Below are 20,953 nucleotides of genomic sequence, written 5' to 3' on the forward strand. Positions count from 1 at the left end.
GTTCGTCAGTTCACACAGCGGGGGCCGGTGGAGCCGGCATCGATCGGCGGGCCGGGCGGAACGGACGTCGGGGTGGCCCCGGCGCTCACGAGTTCCGAGCCGGAGGCCACGGAGGTGACGCTCGCGTCCGCGCCCGGACCCGTGTAGTCCTCGGTGAGCACCACCCGCACCGTGTCGGCGTCGAGCGCCGGGTCGGCGGCGGTCGCCAGGCCGCCGAGTGCCGCCGCGACGGCACGCGCCTGGTCGGACCGGGGGTCGGCGGCGAAGACCGTCGACTCGTCCACTGCGCGGCCGGTGTGGTTGCCCACACCACCCTCGACGAAGCCGTCACCGACGAGCGCGGCCGCCACGCGGGAGGCCAGACCGGCGACGCCGCCGGCGTTGGCGACGTCCACCGTGACCGTGCCGGCCTCGACGTCCGGTGCCGGATCCGTCGTGGCCTGCGACCCGCCGTCACCCGGATCGACGAGGTCGGCGACGAAGCTGCGCACCTCCTCCGGATCCACCTGCACCACGGATTCGCCGTAGTCGGTCATCGCGTTGAGGTCCTGGACGGGGATCGTCGAGAACTGCACGGCGCCGCCGGCCAGGTCCTGCATCCGGGTGGCCAGATCGAGGATGTCCCAGTCGGAATCGAGGACCACCGACCGCTGCACGGCCGCGCTGAGCTGGTTCAGCTTGGACGGGTTGCTCAGCGTCTTCGCGCTGAGCACCTTCTGCACGAGCGACGCCATGAACACCTGCTGCCGCACGATCCGGTCCAGGTCCCCGCGCGGCAGGTCGTGGCGCTGCCGGACGAAACTCAGAGCGTCCGCGCCGTCGAGGGTCTGCTCGCCGGCGGGGAAGTTCGCCCCGGACAGCGGCTCGTCGACCGCGTTGTTCAGGCAGACGTCGACGCCGCCGACGGCATCGGTGAGCAGCACGAACCCGAGCAGACCGACCTCGGCATAGTGGTCGACGGTGACGCCGGTCAGGTCGGCGACCGACTCGACCAGCGCCTCCCGGCCTGCCTGCGTGGCCGCCTTCTCGGCGGCCGCGTCGGACTCGCCCGCCTCGACGAGTCGCAGCCGCTCGGTCTCCTTGGTGGCGCCGAACGCGGCATTGATCTTCGACATGCCGATGTCGGGCACCTCGACGTAGGTGTCGCGGGGGATCGAGATGGCGGTCGCCGAGGTGCCGTCGAGCGGCACCCGGATCAGGATGATCGTGTCGGTGTTGTTCGCCACCTCCTCGCCGGCCCGCAGCGCGTCGAGTTCGCGCTGGGACAGCGGATTGCCGTGGGCGTCGGTGCGGCTGTCGGTGCCCACCAGGAGGATGTCGAGGGCGCCGTCCCGGCCGTCGCCCAGGGTGAGCCCACCCACGGTGGCGAGGGAGGAACGCAGCGAATCGATACCGCGCCACGCGACGCCGGTGGCGACCAGGGTGAGCGCCGCGGCGACGGCGACGGCGATCCGCAGCGGCCGCCCGCGCAGGACCCCCGATCCTCCCCCCGCGTCGCGCGCCGGAGCTCGGCGTGTGGGCGGTTCTGGCGGCACCTGGCGGTCCTCTCGTCGGGCGTCGGGGTCGCACCCAGGCTACTGCCGTGACGGCGGCCCTTGTGGCACCCGCCGCGGCGTGCCCGGCTCGTACCGGGTGACAGCCGCCGGGGCATGCCACACTCGTGCCCGTGCAGACCGTTCTCGTCACCGGAGCCCGCGGACAACTGGGCCGTCACCTGCTCGCCCGCGGCGCCGCGGCCGGCCTCCGGATCCGGGGCGCCGGGTCGGAGGAGGCGGACATCACCGATCCCGGCGCGGTCGCCGCGCTCGTCGAGCCCGGCGCCGTCGTGCTCAACTGCGCCGCCTACACCGCGGTCGACGCGGCCGAGACGCATCCCGAGGACGCCGCCGCGGTCAACGAGCACGGCCCGGCCAACCTGGCCGCCGCGTGCGCCGCAGCCGGCGCCCACCTGATCCACGTGTCCACCGACTACGTGTTCGCCGGCGACGGGAACCGCCCGTACCGGGTCGGCGATCCGACCGGGCCGCGCACCGTCTACGGGCGGACCAAGCTCGCCGGGGAGCGGGCGGTGCTCGACCGGCTGCCGAGCGCCCACGTGGTGCGCACCGCGTGGCTCTACACCGGTGACGGCAACGACTTCGTCGCCACCATGCTCCGGCTCGAACGCGAACGCGACACGGTGCGCGTCGTCGACGACCAGGTGGGCTGCCCCACCTACGCCGCCGATCTCGCCGACGGGATCCTCGAACTCGCCGCCCGCGCGGGTGCGGTGCCCGGCGGGGTCCTGCACGCGACGAACTCCGGGGAGGCCAGCTGGTTCGACCTCGCTCGTGCGGTGTTCGCCGAGGCGGGTGCCGACCCGGGCCGGGTGCAGCCGTGCGGCAGCGACGAGTTCGTGCGCCCCGCGCCTCGTCCGGCGTACTCCGTCCTCGACGGCAGCGCATGGGCCGCGGCCGGGCTGACGCCGCTCCGGCCGTGGCGGCCGGCACTGCGGGCCGCGATCGGCGCACTGCGGACCCGGGCGTGATTCGGCGCGGCCGAGGCCGGCGGCTAAGGTGACGGCGTGAGTTCGACGCTGACCGTGGTGACGGTGACCTACTCGCCCGGTGAGCATCTGGAGCACTTCCTGACCTCGCTGACCGGCGCGACGAACCTGCCCACCCGGGTGATCCTGGCGGACAACGGGTCCACCGACGGCTCTCCGGAAGAGGCCGCGGCGCGGCACCCGAACGTGCGGCTGCTGCACACCGGCGGCAACATCGGCTACGGCGGTGCCGTGAACCGGGCCGTCGCGGAGGTCGACCCGGCGGAGGAGTTCGTCGTCGTCGCCAATCCCGACGTGCGCTGGGGACCCGGGTCGCTGGACCGGCTGCTCGAGGGGGCGCGTCGCTGGCCGCGGGCCGCGTCCCTGGGCCCGCTGATCCACGAGCCCGACGGCACCGTCTATCCGTCGGCGCGATCGGTGCCCGGGCTGGTCTCCGGCGCGGGGCACGCGTTGCTCGGCACGGTGTGGCCGAAGAACCCGTGGACGCGGCGGTACCGGCAGGAGAACGAGACCGTGTCGGAACGGGCGGTGGGGTGGTTGTCCGGCTCGTGCCTGCTGGTGCGGCGGGCGGCGTTCGATGCGGTCGACGGCTTCGACTCGCGCTATTTCATGTACATGGAGGATGTCGATCTCGGCGACCGGTTCGGCCGGGCGGGCTGGCTCAACGTGTACGTGCCCTCGGCGGAGGTCACGCACGCGAAAGGGCACGCTGCCGGCCGGCATCCGGAGCTCATGCTGCCGGCCCACCACGAGAGCGCCTACCGGTTCCAGGCGGACCGGCACCCGCATCGGTGGCAGGCGCCGCTGCGATGGACGCTGCGGGTCGGGCTCGCCGCCCGGTCGAGGATGTCGGTGGCCGCGGCGGCGCGCGAACGGGCGCGGACGGCCGAGGCGGGTAACACCACGGAACAGGGGACACGATGACGAACGATGCTGCGCCGCACACCGATGCGGTGATCCTGGTGGGCGGGCAGGGAACCCGGCTGCGGCCGCTGACGCTGTCCGCGCCGAAGCCGATGCTGCCCACCGCCGGCGTGCCGTTCCTGACGCATCTGCTCACCCGTATCCGCGCGGCCGGCATCAAGCACGTGGTGCTCGGTACCTCGTTCAAGGCGGAGGTCTTCGAGGACTACTTCGGTGACGGCTCGGAACTGGGACTCGAGATCGAGTACGTCACCGAGGCCGAGCCGCTGGGCACCGGCGGCGGCATCCGCAACGTCCTGCCCCGGTTGCGGGCCGACAACGTCATGGTCTTCAACGGTGACGTTCTCGGGGGAACGGACCTCGGCGCGGTGCTCGACACACACCTGCGCACCGACGCCGACGTGACCCTGCACCTGGTGCGTGTCGGCGACCCGCGCGCGTTCGGGTGCGTGCCCACCGACGAGGAAGGCCGGGTGACCGCGTTCCTGGAGAAGACGCAGGATCCGCCGACGGACCAGATCAACGCCGGCTGTTACGTCTTCAAGCGCGAGATCATCGAGTCGATCCCCGAGGGTCGTCCGGTGTCCGTCGAACGTGAGGTCTTCCCGTCCCTGCTGGCGGAGGGCAGGCGGGTGTACGGGCACGTCGATGCGGCCTACTGGCGGGACATGGGCACGCCGGAGGACTTCGTCCGCGGCTCGGCCGACCTGGTGCGCGGCATCGCGCCGTCGCCCGCCCTGGGTGGCCAGCGCGGCGAATCGCTCGTCCATCCCGGTGCCTCCGTCGCGCCCGGCGCCCTGCTGATCGGGGGCACGGTCGTCGGCCGCGGCGCCGAGATCGGCGCCGGCGCACGTCTGGACGGTGCGGTGATCTTCGACGGCGCGCGGGTCGAGGCCGGTGCGGTGATCGAGCGGTCCATCATCGGATTCGGCGTCCGCGTCGGCCCCCGCGCCCTGATCCGCGACGGCGTCATCGGCGACGGCGCCGACATCGGGGCGCGCTGCGAGCTGCTGCGCGGCGCCCGGGTCTGGCCCGGGGTGCAGATTCCCGACGGCGGGATCCGTTTCAGCACCGACGTATAGCGCGGGGGATCTGCGATGAAGTTCGAACGATATGTGGCACTGGGGGATTCGTTCACCGAAGGCGTCGGGGACCCGGATCCGGCCCGGCCCAACGGGTTGCGGGGCTGGGCGGATCTCGTCGCCGAGGAACTCGCCCGCGACAATCCGGAATTCGGATACGCCAATCTCGCCGTGCGCGGACGACTGCTGCGCCCGATCCTCGACCAGCAGCTCGACGTGGCAGTGGCGATGCGGCCCGACCTGGTGACGATCTATGCCGGCGGCAACAACCTCATGCGCCCCACGCTCGATCTCGACGCGCTGGCCGCCGAGTACGACGAGGCGATCGGCAAACTCGCCGCGACGGGTGCCCGGGTGCTCGTGTGGACGGCCTACGACGGCAGCTGGGCGCCGGTGTTCCGGATCCTGCGCGGACGCTGGGCCGTCTACAACGAGCTCGTCCGGGAGATCGCCGACCGGCACGGCGCGACGATCGTCGACTTCTGGCGTTTCGCGGAGTACCGCGACCTGCGGATGTGGGATTTCGACCGGCTCCACATGTCGTCGGCCGGCCACCGGAACATGGCGATCCGCGTGCTCGATCTCCTCGGTGCGGCACACACGCTCACTCCGACCGAGTTCGAGGCCGCGCCGGTGGTGTCCGCGGCGAAGCGGGCCGAGGACCGCCGGTGGGCGCGGGAGTTCCTGATTCCCTGGGTCGGGCGGCGTCTGCGCGGCACGTCCTCCGGGGACGGTATCGCGCCGAAACGCCCCACGTTGCAGCCGGTCTAGCCGGCCGCCCGGACGCGTGCGCCGGCGAGGCCGAGCAGGTGCCCGAGGGTGTCGTGCTCGGCCTCGGGCGGTAGCGCATCGACGGGCCACCACCGCAGGTCCGTCGATTCCGTGCTCCGGACGGGTACGGCCCCCGGTGGCGCGACGACGAGGAACCGCAGGTCGAGATGCCGGGTCGGGCGACCGAGCGAGCAGGTGATCGGGTGGGTGTGCGCCGAGAGCAGTTCCGGATCGATGGTCAGATCCTCGATTCCGGACTCCTCGGTCGCCTCCCTCAGCGCCGCGTCGACGACCGTCTCGTCGGATTCCTCGCAGTGCCCGCCGAGCTGGATCCACCGTCCCACCCGGGGATGGAGGGTGAGCAGCACGTGCCGACGGTCGGCATCGAGCACGAGCGACGACGCGGTGACGTGGCCGGGAACGTGCCGGCGCAGACATCCCTCGGGTGCGGCGTCGAGAAACGCCAACATGGTGTGCCGCAGCGACTCCGCGTCCGCCGAATCGGTCCGCCAGGCCCGCAGCCGGTCGACGGCCGAGGCGTGCAGTGTGGACGCGCTCACCTCACAGCTCCAGCAGCAGGTCGCCGGCCGCGGGGGCGACGCGCGGCGTCGCCGGCTCGAGGGGATGTCCGACCGCGATCGCGCCGAGCGGCGACCAGTCCGCGGGCAGGCCGAGTTCACGCCGCACGACGTCCGGGGCGAAGATCGTCGACCCGATCCAGCAGCTGCCGAGCCCGCGGACGGCGAGCGAGACCAGCAGCCCCTGTACGGCGGCGCCGGCGGCGACGGTGAACATCGTGGCCTCGGCGGCGGTACGCCGGGCGTCGGGGTAGCGGTGGGCGCCGTCGGGAACCCAGAACGGGATCACCACCTCGGGCGCGTCGTAGAGGATGGCACCGCGGCCCACCCGTCGGTCGATCGCCGCCGGGGCGAGCCCGTCGCCGGCGAGATCGGCGGCCCAACGCTCGCGCATGCGGTCGAGCAGCCGGCGGCGCACCTGCTCGGTGCGGACCCAGACGAACCGCACCGGGTGGGTGTGGTGCGGCGCCGGAGCGGTGAGGGCCTCGGCGACGGCCTCGCGCAGGTCTTCGGGATCGACCGGTTCCGAGGAGAATTCCCGCACCGACCGGCGCAGCAACAGCGCCTCGCGGCGGCCGGACTCGAGTGCCTCGGCGGTGCCGAGCCAGAACAGGTCGTCCTCGCCGCGGCGGATGAGTTGCTGGGCGGTGGAACCGTTGTCGGGCAGGTCGAGGCCACGGATCACCGCGACCGGAACCCCGCCCAGCTTGCCCTTGACGAGGTCGCCCGCGGCCGCGATCTCGTCGGCGACGGCCACGGAGGTGACGAACAGTTCGTTGCCCTGTCCGTCACGAGATCCCGCGTACTCGTGCAGGACCGGGATGCCGGCCGCCCCGATCGCCGCGTCGGTCTGGCCGACGCGCCAGGCCCGGCCCATCGTGTCGGTGACGACCACCGCGACGCTCACGCCGAGCAGTGTCCGCAGACGCTCGCGCAGTGCCGCGGCGCTCGCATCCGGATCCTCGGGCAGCAGGGCGAGTTCGGAGGCGGCGACGTTCGAGCCGTCGATCCCGGAGGCGGCCTGCACGATCCCGAGCCGGTTCTCGGTGATCAGGGTGCGTCCCTTGCGCGCGAGCACGCGCACCGCCTCCTGGTCGACGAGGCGGCGCCGGAGCGCGTCGCGGGCGTCGGGGTCGGTGGGGGAGTCCACGATGCGGCCCTCGACCTTGGAGAAGATCTTGCTGGTGACGACGAGGACGTCCCCGTCGGCGAGCCAGGGGGCGGCGTCGGCCAGTGCGGCGGCGAGGTCGTCGCCGGGCCGGAACTCGGGCAGGCCCGGCACCGGGCGGATCTCGATCGGCCGCCCGGGGGAGTGGTCGCGCACTCCGGCGGCGGTGCCGACGGCCGTGTCGGAGGGCGTAGTCACAGCGTCACTCCTGCCAGTTCGAGTGCGGCGCGAGCCATTTCGGCTGTCGCGTCGGGATCGGTCATGAGCAGCGGCACGCTGCGCACCTCGACGCCGGGCACGTCGGCGGTGTCGGTGGAGTGGATCAGCCAGCCGTCGAGCAGGCCGGCGCCGCTGCGGGCCCCGTAGTGCCGTCCCACCCCCTGAGCGGTGGTCTCGACTCCGATCACGCCGAGGCAGGCGTCGGCCATGCCGCGCAACGGTTTTCCGTCGATCACCGGCGACAGGCCGACGATCCGCGCGGACGTGGTGCGCAGCGCGCCGCGCAGTCCCGGGATCGCGAGGATCGCGCCGATGCTGACCACCGGGTTGGAGGGAGCGAGGATCACCGCATCCGCCGATTCGATCGCCGCGAGCACGCCCGGGGCGGGGGCGGCCTTCTCGGCGCCGATGTGCGCGAAGCTGTGCGTGGGAACCTGGGCGCGGTGCCGGACCCACCATTCTTCGAAGTGCACGGCGCGCTGCTCGCCGTCGACCGGATCGGTGATGACGACGTGGGTCTCGCTGCGGTCGTCGGAGACCGGGAGGAGGGTGACGCCGGGCTTCCAGCGGTCGCACAGCGCCTCGGTCACGGCCGAGAGCGGGTACCCGGCGCTCAGCAACTGGGTGCGCAGCAGGTGCGTCGCGATGTCGCGATCGCCGAGGCCGAACCAGTCCGGGGTGGCGCCGTACGCCGCCAGCTCCTCCTTCGCGTGCCAGGTCTCGTCGGCCCGGCCCCATCCGCGTTCGGCGTCGATCCCGCCGCCGAGGGTGTACATGCACGTGTCCAGGTCGGGGCAGATCCGCAGCCCGTGCATCCAGACGTCGTCGCCGATGTTGACGATCGCGGTCACCCGGTGCGCGGCGTCGGGGTCGAGGTCGCGGCCGGGTTCGATGCCGAGGAGCCGGCGCACGCCGGTGAGAAAACGCGCACCTCCGACGCCGCCGACCAATACAGTCACGTTCACAGGGCAAGCGTAGGCGGTGTGCCGCGAGAGCTGCCGGGGTGCCTGCGCGCCCGGGCGGCAGGTGCGCAGCGGCGCGGAGGAGAACCCCGGATGGTAAGGCAGCGGCACCGCTCGGCTTGACCGCGACACGCCCCACGTGTCTAATCACATAAGTGTCATTTCCAGTGAACCGGAGCCGAGATCGGTTGGGGTGAACTGTATTCGAACGCATGTTCGATCGGAATGGCGCGGAGTGGGCCGGTTTCGACGAGAGTTGCAGCGCTGCAGGTGAGGAGGCGAACGATGGCCGACGAGCGCGAATGGTTCGAGAGCTCTCGGATCGACACTGCAGGCATCGGCACGGCAGGCGAGGACGTCCGGGACATCGACGGCATCGGGGGGGACGCGTCCGCGCGGCCCGTGCTCAGTCTGATCGATGGTTTCGGCGACCCGTCCGACGGTGTCGACGAACAGTGGCAGGAACGCGCGTTGTGCGCGCAGACGGATCCCGAGGCGTTCTTCCCCGAGAAGGGGGGATCGACCCGGGAGGCGAAGCGGATCTGCTTGGGGTGCGAGGTCCGGGACGAATGTCTCGAATACGCGCTGGCCAACGACGAACGCTTCGGCATCTGGGGCGGTCTGTCGGAGCGCGAGCGGCGACGCCTCAAGCGCGGCATCGTCTGAGGCGTCAGTCCTCGTCGAAGCCACCGAGTTCGGGGTCGACGACCTCGGGCTCGACGCCGAGGTACGTCGCGACCTGGTGTACGAGGACGTCGTGCACCAGGTCGGTGAGATCCTCGGGATCCTTCGCCCGCAGTTCGAGCGGGCGGCGGAAGAGCACGATCCGGGCCCGCGTCGCCGCGCCACGCCGGTCGATCCCCGCCGGGACGAGCCGCGACAACGGCACCGGGCCGTCCGCGACCACCTCCGACGGCCAGGTCACCGAGTCCGGGTCGAGGGCGCGGATCTTGGGCACCTCGTCGACGGCGATGTCGAGTTTGGTCAGCCGGTCGTGCCACTGCGCGTCGATCGGGGCGAAGGCCCCCAGCACGAGTAGATCGAACTTCTCCGCGCGCGAGCGCCACGCCGGCACCTCGTGCGGGAACAGCGGGCCGCGCACACCACGGCCGCGACGCGCGACCGAGCGGGACGTCACGGGTCTGGGACGGCGCGATCGGGGCATGCCTGGACAGTACGACACGCAAATCCGTACCCGGTTCTCCGGTGTGTCCGGATAGTCCCGGAGCGCACGGCGCGCTACTCTCCGACTGTGAGATCACTGCGTCGATGCTGCCGGCCTGGGTGCAAGAACCCTGCTGTTGCGACGCTGACCTACGTGTACTCGGACTCCACCGCAGTCGTCGGGCCCCTGGCGACGGTCGCCGAGCCCCACTCGTGGGATCTGTGCGAATCGCACGGCTCGCGGATCACCGCACCGAAGGGGTGGGAACTGGTCCGGTACGAAGGTGCCTTCACCGCCGGTACCCCGGACGAGGACGACCTGACCGCCCTGGCCGAGGCGGTACGCGAAGCCGGGCTCGGCGAGCGGGGCCGCACCGACTCCGACGACACCGATTCCGGTGTCCCCCCGGCGCTGGCCGCACCCCCTACCGCCCGCACCGGCCGGCGTGGTCATCTGCGCGTGTTGCCCGATCCCACGTCCTGATCGTCGCGCACTAGGCTGACCGTGCCCCGCCGCGGAGGCGGCGGCGCCAGTCGACGATCAGGAGCAGCAACAGTGGCGAGAACTGCCGAGTCCGTGTCCGCCGTGGTCAAGGCGTACGACGTGCGTGGCCTGGTGGGAGAACAGCTCGACGCCGGATTCGTCCGGGACGTCGGAGCCTCCTTCGCCCGCCTGATGCGTGACGGCGGCGCCACCCGCATCGTGATCGGGCACGACATGCGCGCCTCGTCCCCGGAGCTGTCCCAGGCCTTCGCCGCCGGCGTCACCGCCCAGGGGCTCGACGTCGTCCACATCGGCCTGGCCTCCACCGACCAGCTGTACTTCGCGTCCGGGATCCTCGAGGCTCCGGGCGCCATGTTCACCGCGAGCCACAACCCGGCGCGCTACAACGGCATCAAGCTGTGCCGGGCCGGGGCCAAGCCGGTCGGACAGGAGACCGGGCTCGCCACCATCGCGGCCGAACTCGTCGCCGGCGTCCCGGACTTCGACGGAGCCCCCGGCGCCGTCACCGAGCGGGACGTGCTGGCCGACTACGCCGCGTTCGTCCGCTCCCTGGTGGACCTGTCCGCGATGCGCCCGCTGAAGGTCGCCGTCGACGCCGGCAACGGCATGGGCGGGCACACGGTGCCCGCGGTGTTCGGCGCGCTCCCGATCGACCTCGTGCCGCTGTACTTCGAACTCGACGGAACCTTCCCCAACCACGAGGCCAATCCGCTCGATCCCGCCAACCTGGTGGACCTGCAGAAGCTGGTGCGCGACTCGGGGGCCGACCTCGGCCTCGCGTTCGACGGTGACGCCGACCGCTGCTTCGTCGTCGACGAGCGTGGTGAGCCGGTCACGCCGTCGGCGGTCACCGCGCTGGTGGCCTCGCGCGAACTCGCGAAGGAACCCGGATCGACGATCATCCACAATCTCATCACGTCCCGCGCGGTGCCGGAGCTGGTCACCGAGCTCGGGGGCAAGCCCGTCCGCACCCGCGTCGGGCACTCGTTCATCAAGCAGCAGATGGCCGAGACGGGGGCCGTGTTCGGCGGCGAGCACTCGGCGCACTACTACTTCCGCGACTTCTGGGGCGCGGACTCGGGCATGCTCGCGGCCCTGCACGTGCTCGCCGCGCTCGGTGGCCAGGACCGGCCCCTGTCCGAGCTGATGCGCGAATACGACCGGTACGCCGCGTCCGGGGAGATCAACTCCACCGTCGACGACGCCACGGAGCGCACCGCCGCCGTGCTCGAGGCCTTCGGCGACCGTGCCGAAGCCGTCGACCGGCTCGACGGCGTGACCGTCGATCTCACCGACGGTGCCTGGTTCAACCTGCGGGCCTCCAACACCGAGCCCCTGCTGCGGCTCAACGTCGAGGCCCGCACGGCCGAGCAGGTCGACGCGCTGGTGAGGGAAATCCTGGCCATCGTGCGCGCGTGACGGAATTATCCGTGGCGGGGATAATCGAGATCCCGGGGCGCGGTCCCGGGTCGGTGCGAGTCGGAAGGACGGTGGCGCAGCCATGACGGCTCCCTCTTCGATCCTCGACTTGGACGACACCGGTGCCCTGATCGACGCCGACGTCGACGGGATCCTGCGATTCGCCGCGCTCGGCGGGGCACAGATCCGCGCCACCGCCGCGGCCGTCGACGAGCAGATCCTCGATCGCCTGCACGGCCTGCACCCGCGCAGCGTGGTGCTCGTGTGCGGCGACGCGCGCGCGGCCCGCGCGGGCGAGCTGGTCGTCGCGATGCTCGCGGCGCGCTCGGCCGTGCCGCTGGTCACGGCCCCCGTCACCCCGCCCTGGGTCGGCCCGCTCGACGTCGTCGTCGTGGCCGGTGACGACGCCGGCGACCCCCAGCTCGTCGAATCGGTCGCCGCGGCCCTGCGGCGCGGCGCCGAGGTGGTCGTCGACGCCCCGGACGAGGGACCGATCCGGGCGGCGGCGGCGGGCCGGGCGATGCTGCTGCCGCCGCGGATCCGGGTGCCGGTGGCGTACTCGCTCCTACGGCACCTGGCGGTGTTCCTCGCGGTGGTGGCGGCGATGGAGGCCACCCGCACGGCAGGCGCGGTTCCCCCGCTGGCCGATCTCGCCGACTCGGCCGACGGCGAAGCCGGCCGCGACCAGCCTGGCAGTGAGGTGTTCCGGAACCCGGCGAAGGCGCTCGCCGCCCGCATCCAGTCCCGGCGGGTCGCCCTGGCGGGTGACTCGGCGGTGACGGCCGCGCTGGCCCGGCACGCGGGGGAGTCCCTGCTGCAGGTGGCCGGCGTGATCGCCGCGGCGGCGGCGTTGCCGGACGTTCTCGCCGCACGGGACCGGCTCGTCGCGATACCCCCGGCGGGTGGGGAGTCGTACGATCCGTTCTTCCACGACGAACAGCTCGACGGGCCGGTGCCCGCACCCCCGGCGCGGGTGTTCGTGGTGAGTGTGGAGGAAGATCGGCGGCAGGCGGAGCGGCGCGCGGCAGCGCTGCCGGACATGGAGTTGGTATCGGTGGTGGGGGAGTTCGAGGCGAAAGCGGTGCCGTCGGTGCCGGAGCAGGTGGCGGTGCTGGCCGTGCGATTCGAGATGGCCGCTGCCTATCTGCGGTTGGTCGGTGGTCGCTAGTGCTCCGACTCGAAGGTGCGCTGCGTTCGTATGCCTGGGGTTCGCGCACCGCGATCGCGGCACTGTGCGGCCGGACGGTGCCGTCCGCTCATCCGGAGGCGGAACTGTGGCTGGGTGCGCACCCCGCAGACCCGGCGCGGGTGGTGAGCACCAACGGTGACGGCCCGGGTGGGGGCACCTCCCTGCTCGATGTCCTCGAGGCCGACCCGGGTGGGCACCTCGGGCCGGCGACACTGAGCCGGTTCGGGCCGCGGCTGCCGTTCCTGCTCAAGTTGCTCGCCGCCGAGGAACCACTGTCGCTGCAGGCGCATCCGAGTGCCGAACAGGCTGCCGAGGGCTTCGCCCGGGAAGAGGCCGCGGGCCTGCCCCTGGAGTCGCCGGTGCGGAACTACCGTGATGCGAGCCACAAGCCCGAGCTCGTCGTCGCCCTCACCCGGTTCGAGGCGCTCGCCGGTTTCCGGGATCCGCACCGCACCGTCGAGCTGCTCGCCGCCCTCGAGGTACCCGAACTCGATCCGTACGTCGGGCTGCTCGCCGGGCAACCCGACTCCGACGGCCTGCGGGCGCTGTTCACCATCTGGATCACCCTCCCGCAGTCGGTGCTGTCGGCCCTGCTGCCGCGGGTACTCGACGGCTGCGTGACCTACCTGGCGACGCACAACGGCAACGGCGTAGCCCCGTTCGCCGAGGAAGTGCGGACAGTGCTGCAGCTCGCCGAGTTCTATCCCGGCGACGCGGGCGTACTCGCCGCGGTCCTGCTCAACCGGATCACCCTCGAGCCGGGACAGGGCCTGTTCCTCGCAGCGGGGAACCTGCACGCGTACCTGCACGGCATGGCCGTCGAGATCATGGCCAACTCGGACAACGTGCTGCGCGGCGGACTCACGCCGAAACACGTCGACGTGCCGGAGCTGCTGCGAGTGCTCGATTTCCGGCCCGTGGACGTGCCGATCCTCGAGCCCGAGCCGGCCGGCCCGGGGGAGGTGCGCTACCGGACTCCTGCCCCGGAGTTCGCCCTGTCGCGGATCGATCTCGCCCCCGGCTCGGGTGCGGCGCCGGACGGCGTCGCGCTGCCGCCGTGCGGTCCACAGATCCTGCTGTGCACCTCCGGGTCCGCCGGCGTGGAATGCGAGGGGCGGACCCTGCAGCTGGCGGCCGGGCAGGCGGTCTGGCTCTCCGCGTCCGACCCTGCCGTCACGGTGCGCGCCGCCGGCGGGCCGGCGCAGCTGTTCCGCGCCCGGTTGGCGGAGACGGGCATCCCCGTCGACTGACGTGGACCGGCCCGGCGGCGACGGACGCTCGTGTTGACGGGATCGGCCCCGCGTGAAACCGTCGCGGCATGTCGATCGTGCACGAATCCGCCACCGCCGGGGAGCCTCCGCGAGCCGGGGAACCCGAAGACCGGCAGCGCGTACCGTTCCACGAGGCCAGCCGGATGCTGCTGCGCAATTCGGTGCTCGATGCCATGCGGGACCTGCTCACCGCCCGTGACTGGTCCGCGATCACCATGACGGACGTCGCGCGGGGTGCGGGCGTGAGCCGGCAGACCCTGTACAACGAGTTCTCGTCGCGGCAGGGCCTCGCTCAGGCGTACGCACTGCGCCTGGTCGATCAGTTCGTCGACGCCGTCGACGACGCGATCTACACCCACGTGGGACAGGCGCGCCCCGCCCTCGTCGAGGGGTTCACCTCGTTCTTCGTCGAGAGCAGTGCCGACCCGCTGATCCAGTCCCTGCTGCGCGGCGAGGCCAAGCCGGATCTGCTGCGGCTGATCACCACGGATGCGGCGCCGCTCATCGAGCGGGCCTCCGCTCGGCTCTCGGAGACCTTCCAGCGCAGCTGGGTACAGGCGTCCGCGGCGGATGCGGGCATCCTGGGGCGGGCGATCGTGCGCGTCGCGATGAGCTACATCTCCATGCCGCCCGAGTCCGACCGGGACGTCGCCGCGGACCTGGCCGAGCTGCTCGGCCCGTTCATCGATCGCTCCGCCCGGCGCGACTGAACAGCGAGTTGTATAGCCTGTTGGCAGAACCGACTGCCAACAGGAGAGGCATCCTCACGTGTCCGACAACAAGCTCGTGGCCGACCAGCGGAACGGGATCGACTTCAAGGTCGCCGATCTGTCCCTCGCCGAATTCGGCCGCAAGGAGATCCGGCTGGCCGAGCACGAGATGCCCGGTCTGATGGCGTTGCGCCGCGAGTACGCGGAGGTGCTGCCGCTGAAGGGTGCGCGGATCTCCGGCTCGCTGCACATGACGGTGCAGACGGCCGTGCTGATCGAGACGCTCGTCGCCCTCGGCGCCGAGGTGCGCTGGGCCTCGTGCAACATCTTCTCGACCCAGGACCACGCCGCCGCCGCGGTCGTCGTCGGCCCGCACGGAACCCCGGAGGAGCCGAAGGGCGTACCGGTGTTCGCATGGAAGGGTGAGACGCTCGAGGAGTACTGGTGGGCGGCCGAGCAGATGCTCACCTGGCCCGCCGCCGCCGACGGCACCCCGCGCCCGGCCAACATGATCCTCGACGACGGTGGCGACGCCACCATGCTGGTGCTCAAGGGCGCGCAGTTCGAGAAGGCGGGCGTGGTGCCGCCGGTGGACGAGGACCACGACTCCGCCGAGTACCGGGTCTTCCTGGCGCTGCTGCGCGAATCCCTCGCACAGGACGCCAAGAAGTGGACCGCGATCGCCGAGTCGATTCGCGGCGTCACCGAGGAGACCACCACCGGCGTGCTGCGGTTGTACCAGCTCTCGGCCGGCGGCGATCTGGCGTTCCCCGCGATCAACGTCAACGACTCGGTCACCAAGAGCAAGTTCGACAACAAGTACGGCACCCGGCACTCGCTGCTCGACGGGATCAACCGCGGCACCGACGTCCTCATCGGCGGCAAGGCCGCCCTGGTGTGCGGTTACGGCGACGTCGGCAAGGGTTGCGCGGAGGCGCTGCGCGGGCAGGGTGCGCGGGTGTCGGTCACCGAGATCGACCCCATCAACGCACTGCAGGCGCTGATGGACGGCTTCGACGTCGTCACCGTCGAGGGCTTCATCGAGCAGGCCGACATCGTGATCACCGCGACCGGCAACAAGGACATCATCACCTTCGATCACATGCGTCGCATGAAGCACCAGGCCATCCTGGGCAACATCGGCCACTTCGACAACGAGATCGACATGGCCGGCCTCGAGCGGGCGACGGACGTCACCCGCATCAACATCAAGGCGCAGGTCGACGAGTTCCGCTTTGCAGACGGGCATTCCATCATCGTGCTGTCCGAGGGCCGGTTGCTGAACCTCGGCAACGCCACGGGTCACCCGTCGTTCGTGATGAGCAACTCGTTCGCCAACCAGGTGATCGCCCAGATCGAGCTGTGGACCAAGCCGGACGAGTACGACAACGAGGTCTACCGTCTGCCCAAGCACCTGGACGAGAAGGTCGCCCGCATCCACGTCGAGGCCCTCGGTGGTGAGCTGACCAAGCTGTCCAAGGACCAGGCCGAGTACATCGGGGTCGACGTCGAAGGCCCGTACAAGCCCGAGCACTACCGGTACTGAGCGCGGGAATCGCAGGACACCGCCGATGGGCGCGTTGATCGTCGTGGAGGGGCTCGACGGGGCCGGCAAGAGGACACTGTCCGCCGGCCTCGTCGAGTCCTGGCGCGCAGCCGGATTCGTCGTCGCGACGCGTGCGTTCCCGCGTTACGGGACCTCGGTGCACGCCGACCTCGGGGCCGAGGCGTTGCGGGGCCGGCACGGCGACACCGCCTCGAGCATCGAGGCGATGGCGCTGCTGTGGGCCCTCGACCGCCGTGACGCCGCCGACGAGTTGCGGAAACTCCTGGCGGACAACGACATCGTCCTGCTCGATCGGTACGTCGCGTCCAATGCCGCCTATACCGCCGCCCGGCACCACGAGGACGGCTCGGGACCGGCGGTGGAGTGGGTCCGCGAGCTCGAGTTCGAGCGGTTCGCGCTGCCCGTGCCGGATCTGCAGCTGCTGCTGCGGGTGCCGGTCGAGCTGGCGGCTCGCCGGGCCCGTAGCCGCGCCGCGGCCGACACGGCCCGCGACCGGGACGCCTACGAACGGGACTCGGGTCTGCAGGCCCGCACCGGGCAGGTGTACGACGACCTCGCACGCCGACAGTGGATGTCGCCGTGGCGGGTTGCCGGACCCGATGCCGATCCGCGACAACTCGCCGCCGACATCTCAAATCAGCTTCACCACGGTCGAGGAGTGACACGATAGAAGCCATGAAGCCGAGGATTCTGGTTGTCGACGACGACACCGCGCTCGCCGAGATGCTCACGATCGTCCTGCGGGGCGAGGGATTCGAGCCGTTCGTGGTGGGAGACGGTTCGCAGGCGCTGAACGCGGTCCGGGAGATCCGGCCCGACCTCGTCCTGCTCGACCTCATGCTCCCGGGCATGAACGGTATCGACGTCTGCCGGGTGCTGCGCGCCGACTCGGGCGTGCCGATCGTGATGCTCACCGCCAAGTCGGACACCGTCGACGTGGTGCTCGGACTCGAATCCGGCGCCGACGACTACATCGTCAAGCCGTTCAAGCCGAAGGAGCTCGTGGCCCGGGTGCGCGCGCGGCTCCGTCGCACCGAGCAGGAACCGGCCGAGGTGCTCTCCATCGGCGACATCGCCATCGACGTTCCCGCCCACAAGGTCACCCGCGGGGACGAGCTGATCTCCCTCACCCAGCTCGAGTTCGATCTGCTGGTGGCGCTCGCGCGCAAGCCGCGGCAGGTGTTCACTCGTGAGGTGCTGCTCGAGCAGGTGTGGGGTTACCGGCACGCGGCCGACACCCGCCTGGTGAACGTCCACGTGCAGCGCCTGCGGGCGAAGGTCGAGAAGGATCCCGAGAACCCCGAGGTGGTGCTGACGGTGCGGGGCGTCGGCTACAAGGCCGGACCGCCGTGATCGGTGGGTACCGACTGCGGCGGCGGATCACCAGGAGGACTCTGCCGCTGCTGAGGTGGTCACGTGCGGTGAGCAACCGGCTCGCCCACACGTGGCGGCGATCGCTGCAACTGCGGGTCGTGGTCTCGACCCTGTCGCTGTCGCTGATCGTGATGCTCGTCCTCGGTGTCGTCCTCACCAGCCAGATCACCGAACGGCTGCTCGAGGTGAAGATCAACGCCGCCACCGAGGAGGTCGAGCGGTCCCGCGCCCTCGTCGAGGGCCAGCTCGCCGGCGCCGACGACTCCGGCTCGCTGCAGGTCCGGCTCGACGGAGCCGTTGCGGCGCTGACCAATCGCGGCAGCGACGCGGGCGAGGACACCGGCGTCGCGGGCACCTTCGACCCGGCGCTGATCGTGCCGGGCGACGGTCCGCGCGCACCGACGTCGAGCGGGCCCGCCGACCAGATCCCCGAGAACCTGCGTGCCTTCGTGCAGAAGGGCCAGATCGCCTACCAGTTCGCGACGGTGTCGGATCCCGACGGTTATTCGGGCCCGGCGCTGATCGTGGGCACGCCGACGGCGTCGGACATCTCCACCCTCGAGCTGTACCTGGTGTTCCCGCTGGCGGGCGAGGAGAACACGTTGTCCCTGGTGCGCGGCACGCTGCTCGTCGGTGCCGGGGTGCTGCTCGTGCTGCTCGCCGCGATCTCGATGATCGTCGCCCGCCAGGTCGTGCTGCCGATCCGTTCGGCGTCGCGCATCGCGGTCCGGTTCGCCGACGGCCGGCTCAAGGAACGCATGCCGGTGCGTGGCGAGGACGACATGGCGCGCCTGGCCATGTCCTTCAACGAGATGGCCGAGAGCCTGTCGCGGCAGATCACCCAGCTCGAGGAGTTCGGCAACCTGCAGAAGCGGTTCACCTCGGACGTCAGCCACGAGCTGCGTACCCCGCTGACGACGGTGCGGATGGCCGCCGATCTCATCCACGACGGCAGCGACGAACTCGACCCGTCCCTCAAACGCGCCTCGGAGCTGCTCGTCACCGAGCTCGACCGGTTCGAGAGCCTGCTGGGCGACCTGCTCGAGATCAGCCGCCACGACGCCGGCGTCGCCGAACTCGCCGCCGAGCAACTCGACCTGCGCATGTGTGCCCGCGCCGCGGTCTCCACCGTCCGGCACCTCGCCCGCGAGAGCGGCACCGAGCTGATCGTCGACCTGCCGGGTGAACCCGTCGACGCCGAGGTCGATCCGCGCCGCGTCGAGCGCATCCTGCGCAACCTGCTCGCCAACGCCATCGACCACGGAGAGGGCAAGCCCATCCTGCTGCGCCTGCGCGCCGACGACAGCGCCGCCGCGTTCATCGTCCGGGACCAGGGCGTCGGTCTGCGGCCCGGCGAGGAGAAGCTCGTCTTCAACCGCTTCTGGCGGTCGGACCCGTCCCGGGTGCGGCGGTCCGGCGGAACCGGGCTCGGCCTGGCGATCAGTGTCGAGGACGCCAACCTCCACAACGGCAAGCTCGAGGCCTGGGGTGAACCCGGCCTGGGATCCTGCTTCCGGCTCACCCTGCCGCGACAACGGGGACGCAAGGTCGGCCGCAGTCCGCTGCCGCTGGTCCCCAGCACGGTCCGCGCGGTACAGGGCCGTCCGCTGCCGGGTGCGGCGGACGAGGACGCGTCCGTGGACGCCGACGCCGGCGAGGACTCCGCGACGGCTGCGCACCCGGCAGTGGTACCGGTCCCGCCCGAAGGGGCCACCCCATGAGGGGCGCGAGGACGCTGCTCGCGGTGCTGACGGGCCTGGTCCTCGCCGTGTCCGGCTGTGCCAGCCTGCCGGACTCGTCGTCGCCCCAGGCGGTGGGCACCATCGCGCGCGAGCCCACCACCACGTCGGTCCCGGCTCCGGCGCCGGGACGGGAACCGGATCTGCTCCTGCGGGACTTCCTGCGCGCCAGCACGGACCCGGCCAACCGTCACCTCGCCGCCCGGCAGTTCCTCACCGCCGACATGTCGGCCGAGTGGGACGACGCCGCCAGCGCCACGATCGTGGACAAGGTCGACGTGCTGCCGGAGTCGCGCAGCGCCGATCGCGCGACGTACGTCATCCGCGCCAACCGGGTCGGCCACCTGGAGGAAGGCGGGGTCTACCGTCCCGACGAAGGACCGTTCGAGACCAAGATCACCCTCGTGCTCAGCGGCGGCGAATGGCGCATCGACGAGATGGGTCCGGGTGTGGTCATGGACCGCCCGCAGTTCCTCAACGGCTACCAGCGGCGTTCGCTGTACTTCGTCGACCCGTCCGGGCGCACGGTCGTCCCCGACCCGCGCTGGATCGCCGCCACCCAGGACCAGACTGCGGCCCAGCTGATCGACCTGCTCACCGAGGGGCCGAAAGCGGCCCTGGCACCCGCCGTGCGCACGGAACTCGGCTCGGGAGTGTCCGTGCGGGGGCCGATCACCAAGGCCGACGGCCGCACCACCCAGGTCGGTGTCGGTCTCGGTGGTATCCGGATCGACTTCCTGGGGCTGCGACCCCTGAGCAAGGAGAGCCGCGAGTTGCTCGCCGCCCAGGTGATCTGGACCCTCGCCAACGCCGAGATCACCGGCCCGTACGTCCTGCTCGCGGACGGTCAGCCCCTCGACGAGCGATTCCCGAACGGCTGGACCACCGCGGACGTCGCGTCGATGAACCCGCTGGCCACCTCGAGCGCCACCATCGGTCTCCACGCCCTGCGCGGTGGCGGGCTCGTCAGCGTCGCCGAGACCGGGGTCACCCCGGTACCCGGGACCTTCGGCACCGCCACGAACCTGCGCTCCGTGGCGTTGTCGCACGACGGTGAACTGGCGGCGGCCGTCGCCGACACCGGACGTCCGGAAGCCGCCGCCGAGTTGGTGATCGGTCCGTACCGCGACGGCCCGGCGGCGCGCGCCCTCGACGCCGACTCGATCACGCGGCCTACGTGGGCGCTCGACGACAATTCCGTGTGGTCCGTGGTCAACGGCACGAACGTGGTGCGTGCGGTGCGTGAGCCGGGCACCGGCCGGATCACGGTCCTGCCCGTCGACGCCGGAGCCGTGCGGGCGGTGGGCAACACGATCAGCGATCTGCGGCTCTCCCGCGACGGCGTGCGCGCGGCGATGATCGTCGACGGACGCGTGTACGTCGCGGTGGTCGTGCAGAGATCGAACGGGGAATTCTCCCTCACGACACCCCGGGAGATCGCCATCGGTCTCGGCAGCCCCGCCCTGTCCCTGGACTGGAGCACGCCGGACACCGTGGTCGTGGCACGGGCCGCGTCCGACGTCCCGGTCGTGCAGGTCGCGGTCGACGGCTCGCGAATGGACGCCCTGCCGAGCCGCAACCTCACCCCGCCGGTCGTCGCCGTCGAGGCGTCGACGACCTCGGAGTTCGTGGCCGACTCGCGGGCGGTGTTCCAGCTGAACAACGCCGATCCGGCCGGCGACCGGTACTGGCGGGAGGTGCCCGGCCTGACCGGGCTGCAGGCGGTTCCCGTCCTGCCGGGCTGACGGCTCGGGGAGATGTCGGGG

The 20,953-nt window shown here is 71.7% G+C and carries 20 protein-coding genes; 15 read left to right on the forward strand and 5 right to left on the reverse strand.

Annotated features, from left to right (window positions below):
* Window positions 1-5: 5 nt before the first annotated feature.
* Complete coding sequence (locus RR3_RS19295; protein WP_064066355.1) at window positions 6-1,535, reverse strand: LCP family protein; 1,530 nt, start codon at window positions 1,533-1,535, stop codon at window positions 6-8.
* 131 nt (window positions 1,536-1,666) lie between these two features.
* Between RR3_RS19295 and rfbD the strand changes: the two genes are divergently transcribed.
* The 4 genes from rfbD to RR3_RS19315 are packed head-to-tail and all read left to right on the forward strand — an operon-like array spanning window position 1,667 to window position 5,322.
* A complete protein-coding gene (gene rfbD / locus RR3_RS19300) occupies window positions 1,667-2,527 on the forward strand; it encodes a dTDP-4-dehydrorhamnose reductase (RefSeq protein WP_010594763.1) in 861 nt (286 codons plus the stop codon).
* Between the two features lie 36 nt (window positions 2,528-2,563).
* Complete coding sequence (locus RR3_RS19305; protein ID WP_010594762.1) at window positions 2,564-3,469, forward strand: glycosyltransferase family 2 protein; 906 nt, start codon at window positions 2,564-2,566, stop codon at window positions 3,467-3,469.
* The gene (gene manB, locus RR3_RS19310; protein WP_010594761.1) at window positions 3,466-4,551 is read left to right on the forward strand and encodes a mannose-1-phosphate guanylyltransferase; all 1,086 of its coding nucleotides are present in this window, start codon (window positions 3,466-3,468) and stop codon (window positions 4,549-4,551) included. Before RR3_RS19305 ends, manB begins: the two co-directional genes overlap by 4 nt.
* Window positions 4,552-4,566: 15 nt before the next feature.
* On the forward strand, window positions 4,567-5,322 hold the full coding sequence (locus tag RR3_RS19315; RefSeq protein ID WP_017679581.1) for an SGNH/GDSL hydrolase family protein: 756 nt from the start codon (window positions 4,567-4,569) through the stop codon (window positions 5,320-5,322).
* Here the strand turns inward: RR3_RS19315 and RR3_RS19320 are convergent.
* Genes RR3_RS19320 through cofD form a run of 3 tightly spaced genes read right to left on the reverse strand, consistent with a single transcriptional unit; the run spans window position 5,319 to window position 8,252 of the window.
* Window positions 5,319-5,882, reverse strand: a complete 564-nt coding sequence (locus RR3_RS19320) for an NUDIX hydrolase (protein WP_010594759.1) — start codon at window positions 5,880-5,882, stop codon at window positions 5,319-5,321. The two genes, RR3_RS19315 and RR3_RS19320, sit on opposite strands and share 4 nt — an antisense overlap.
* A 1-nt stretch (window position 5,883) precedes the next feature.
* Window positions 5,884-7,266 carry a coenzyme F420-0:L-glutamate ligase gene (locus RR3_RS19325; protein WP_010594758.1) on the reverse strand — a complete coding sequence of 461 codons (1,383 nt, stop codon included), beginning with the start codon at window positions 7,264-7,266 and terminating at the stop codon, window positions 5,884-5,886.
* A complete protein-coding gene (cofD, locus tag RR3_RS19330; protein WP_010594757.1) occupies window positions 7,263-8,252 on the reverse strand; it encodes a 2-phospho-L-lactate transferase in 990 nt (329 codons plus the stop codon). Before cofD ends, RR3_RS19325 begins: the two co-directional genes overlap by 4 nt.
* A gap of 399 nt (window positions 8,253-8,651) precedes the next feature.
* On the opposite strand from cofD, the gene RR3_RS19335 reads away from it, so the two are divergent.
* Window positions 8,652-8,915 carry a WhiB family transcriptional regulator gene (locus tag RR3_RS19335; protein WP_051059567.1) on the forward strand — a complete coding sequence of 88 codons (264 nt, stop codon included), beginning with the start codon at window positions 8,652-8,654 and terminating at the stop codon, window positions 8,913-8,915.
* Window positions 8,916-8,919: 4 nt separating this feature from the next.
* Here the strand turns inward: RR3_RS19335 and RR3_RS19340 are convergent, their stop codons facing one another.
* On the reverse strand, window positions 8,920-9,414 hold the full coding sequence (locus RR3_RS19340) for a metallopeptidase family protein (protein WP_040272457.1): 495 nt from the start codon (window positions 9,412-9,414) through the stop codon (window positions 8,920-8,922).
* Between the two features lie 87 nt (window positions 9,415-9,501).
* On the opposite strand from RR3_RS19340, the gene RR3_RS19345 reads away from it, so the two are divergent.
* The 10 genes from RR3_RS19345 (at window position 9,502) to lpqB (ending at window position 20,932) form a co-directional block, all read left to right on the forward strand.
* Window positions 9,502-9,897, forward strand: coding sequence for a DUF3499 domain-containing protein (locus RR3_RS19345; protein ID WP_172603582.1), 396 nt, complete (start codon window positions 9,502-9,504; stop codon window positions 9,895-9,897).
* A 72-nt stretch (window positions 9,898-9,969) separates the two neighbouring features.
* A complete protein-coding gene (locus RR3_RS19350; protein WP_010594753.1) occupies window positions 9,970-11,337 on the forward strand; it encodes a phosphomannomutase/phosphoglucomutase in 1,368 nt (455 codons plus the stop codon).
* A gap of 82 nt (window positions 11,338-11,419) precedes the next feature.
* Window positions 11,420-12,505: a hypothetical protein gene (locus RR3_RS19355; RefSeq protein ID WP_010594752.1), complete on the forward strand. Its 1,086-nt coding sequence runs from the start codon at window positions 11,420-11,422 to the stop codon at window positions 12,503-12,505.
* Complete coding sequence (gene manA, locus RR3_RS19360) at window positions 12,505-13,776, forward strand: mannose-6-phosphate isomerase, class I (protein WP_064066356.1); 1,272 nt, start codon at window positions 12,505-12,507, stop codon at window positions 13,774-13,776. Before RR3_RS19355 ends, manA begins: the two co-directional genes overlap by 1 nt.
* A gap of 68 nt (window positions 13,777-13,844) precedes the next feature.
* Window positions 13,845-14,507: a TetR/AcrR family transcriptional regulator gene (locus RR3_RS19365; protein WP_010594750.1), complete on the forward strand. Its 663-nt coding sequence runs from the start codon at window positions 13,845-13,847 to the stop codon at window positions 14,505-14,507.
* Window positions 14,508-14,565: 58 nt separating this feature from the next.
* Entirely contained in the window at window positions 14,566-16,053 is a 1,488-nt protein-coding gene (gene ahcY / locus RR3_RS19370) for an adenosylhomocysteinase (RefSeq protein ID WP_010594749.1), read from the forward strand.
* 25 nt (window positions 16,054-16,078) lie between these two features.
* The gene (locus RR3_RS19375; protein WP_010594748.1) at window positions 16,079-16,744 is read left to right on the forward strand and encodes a dTMP kinase; all 666 of its coding nucleotides are present in this window, start codon (window positions 16,079-16,081) and stop codon (window positions 16,742-16,744) included.
* A gap of 5 nt (window positions 16,745-16,749) precedes the next feature.
* A complete protein-coding gene (mtrA, locus tag RR3_RS19380) occupies window positions 16,750-17,427 on the forward strand; it encodes an MtrAB system response regulator MtrA (RefSeq protein ID WP_064066357.1) in 678 nt (225 codons plus the stop codon).
* Window positions 17,424-19,169 (forward strand): MtrAB system histidine kinase MtrB, encoded by a 1,746-nt coding sequence (gene mtrB, locus RR3_RS19385; protein ID WP_190242312.1) that lies wholly within the window; start codon window positions 17,424-17,426, stop codon window positions 19,167-19,169. Before mtrA ends, mtrB begins: the two co-directional genes overlap by 4 nt.
* Window positions 19,166-20,932 (forward strand): MtrAB system accessory lipoprotein LpqB, encoded by a 1,767-nt coding sequence (gene lpqB / locus RR3_RS19390; protein WP_026137494.1) that lies wholly within the window; start codon window positions 19,166-19,168, stop codon window positions 20,930-20,932. Before mtrB ends, lpqB begins: the two co-directional genes overlap by 4 nt.
* Window positions 20,933-20,953: the final 21 nt, after the last annotated feature.

Source organism: Rhodococcus ruber NBRC 15591, from assembly GCF_001894945.1.
Classification (GTDB): domain Bacteria; phylum Actinomycetota; class Actinomycetes; order Mycobacteriales; family Mycobacteriaceae; genus Rhodococcus; species Rhodococcus ruber.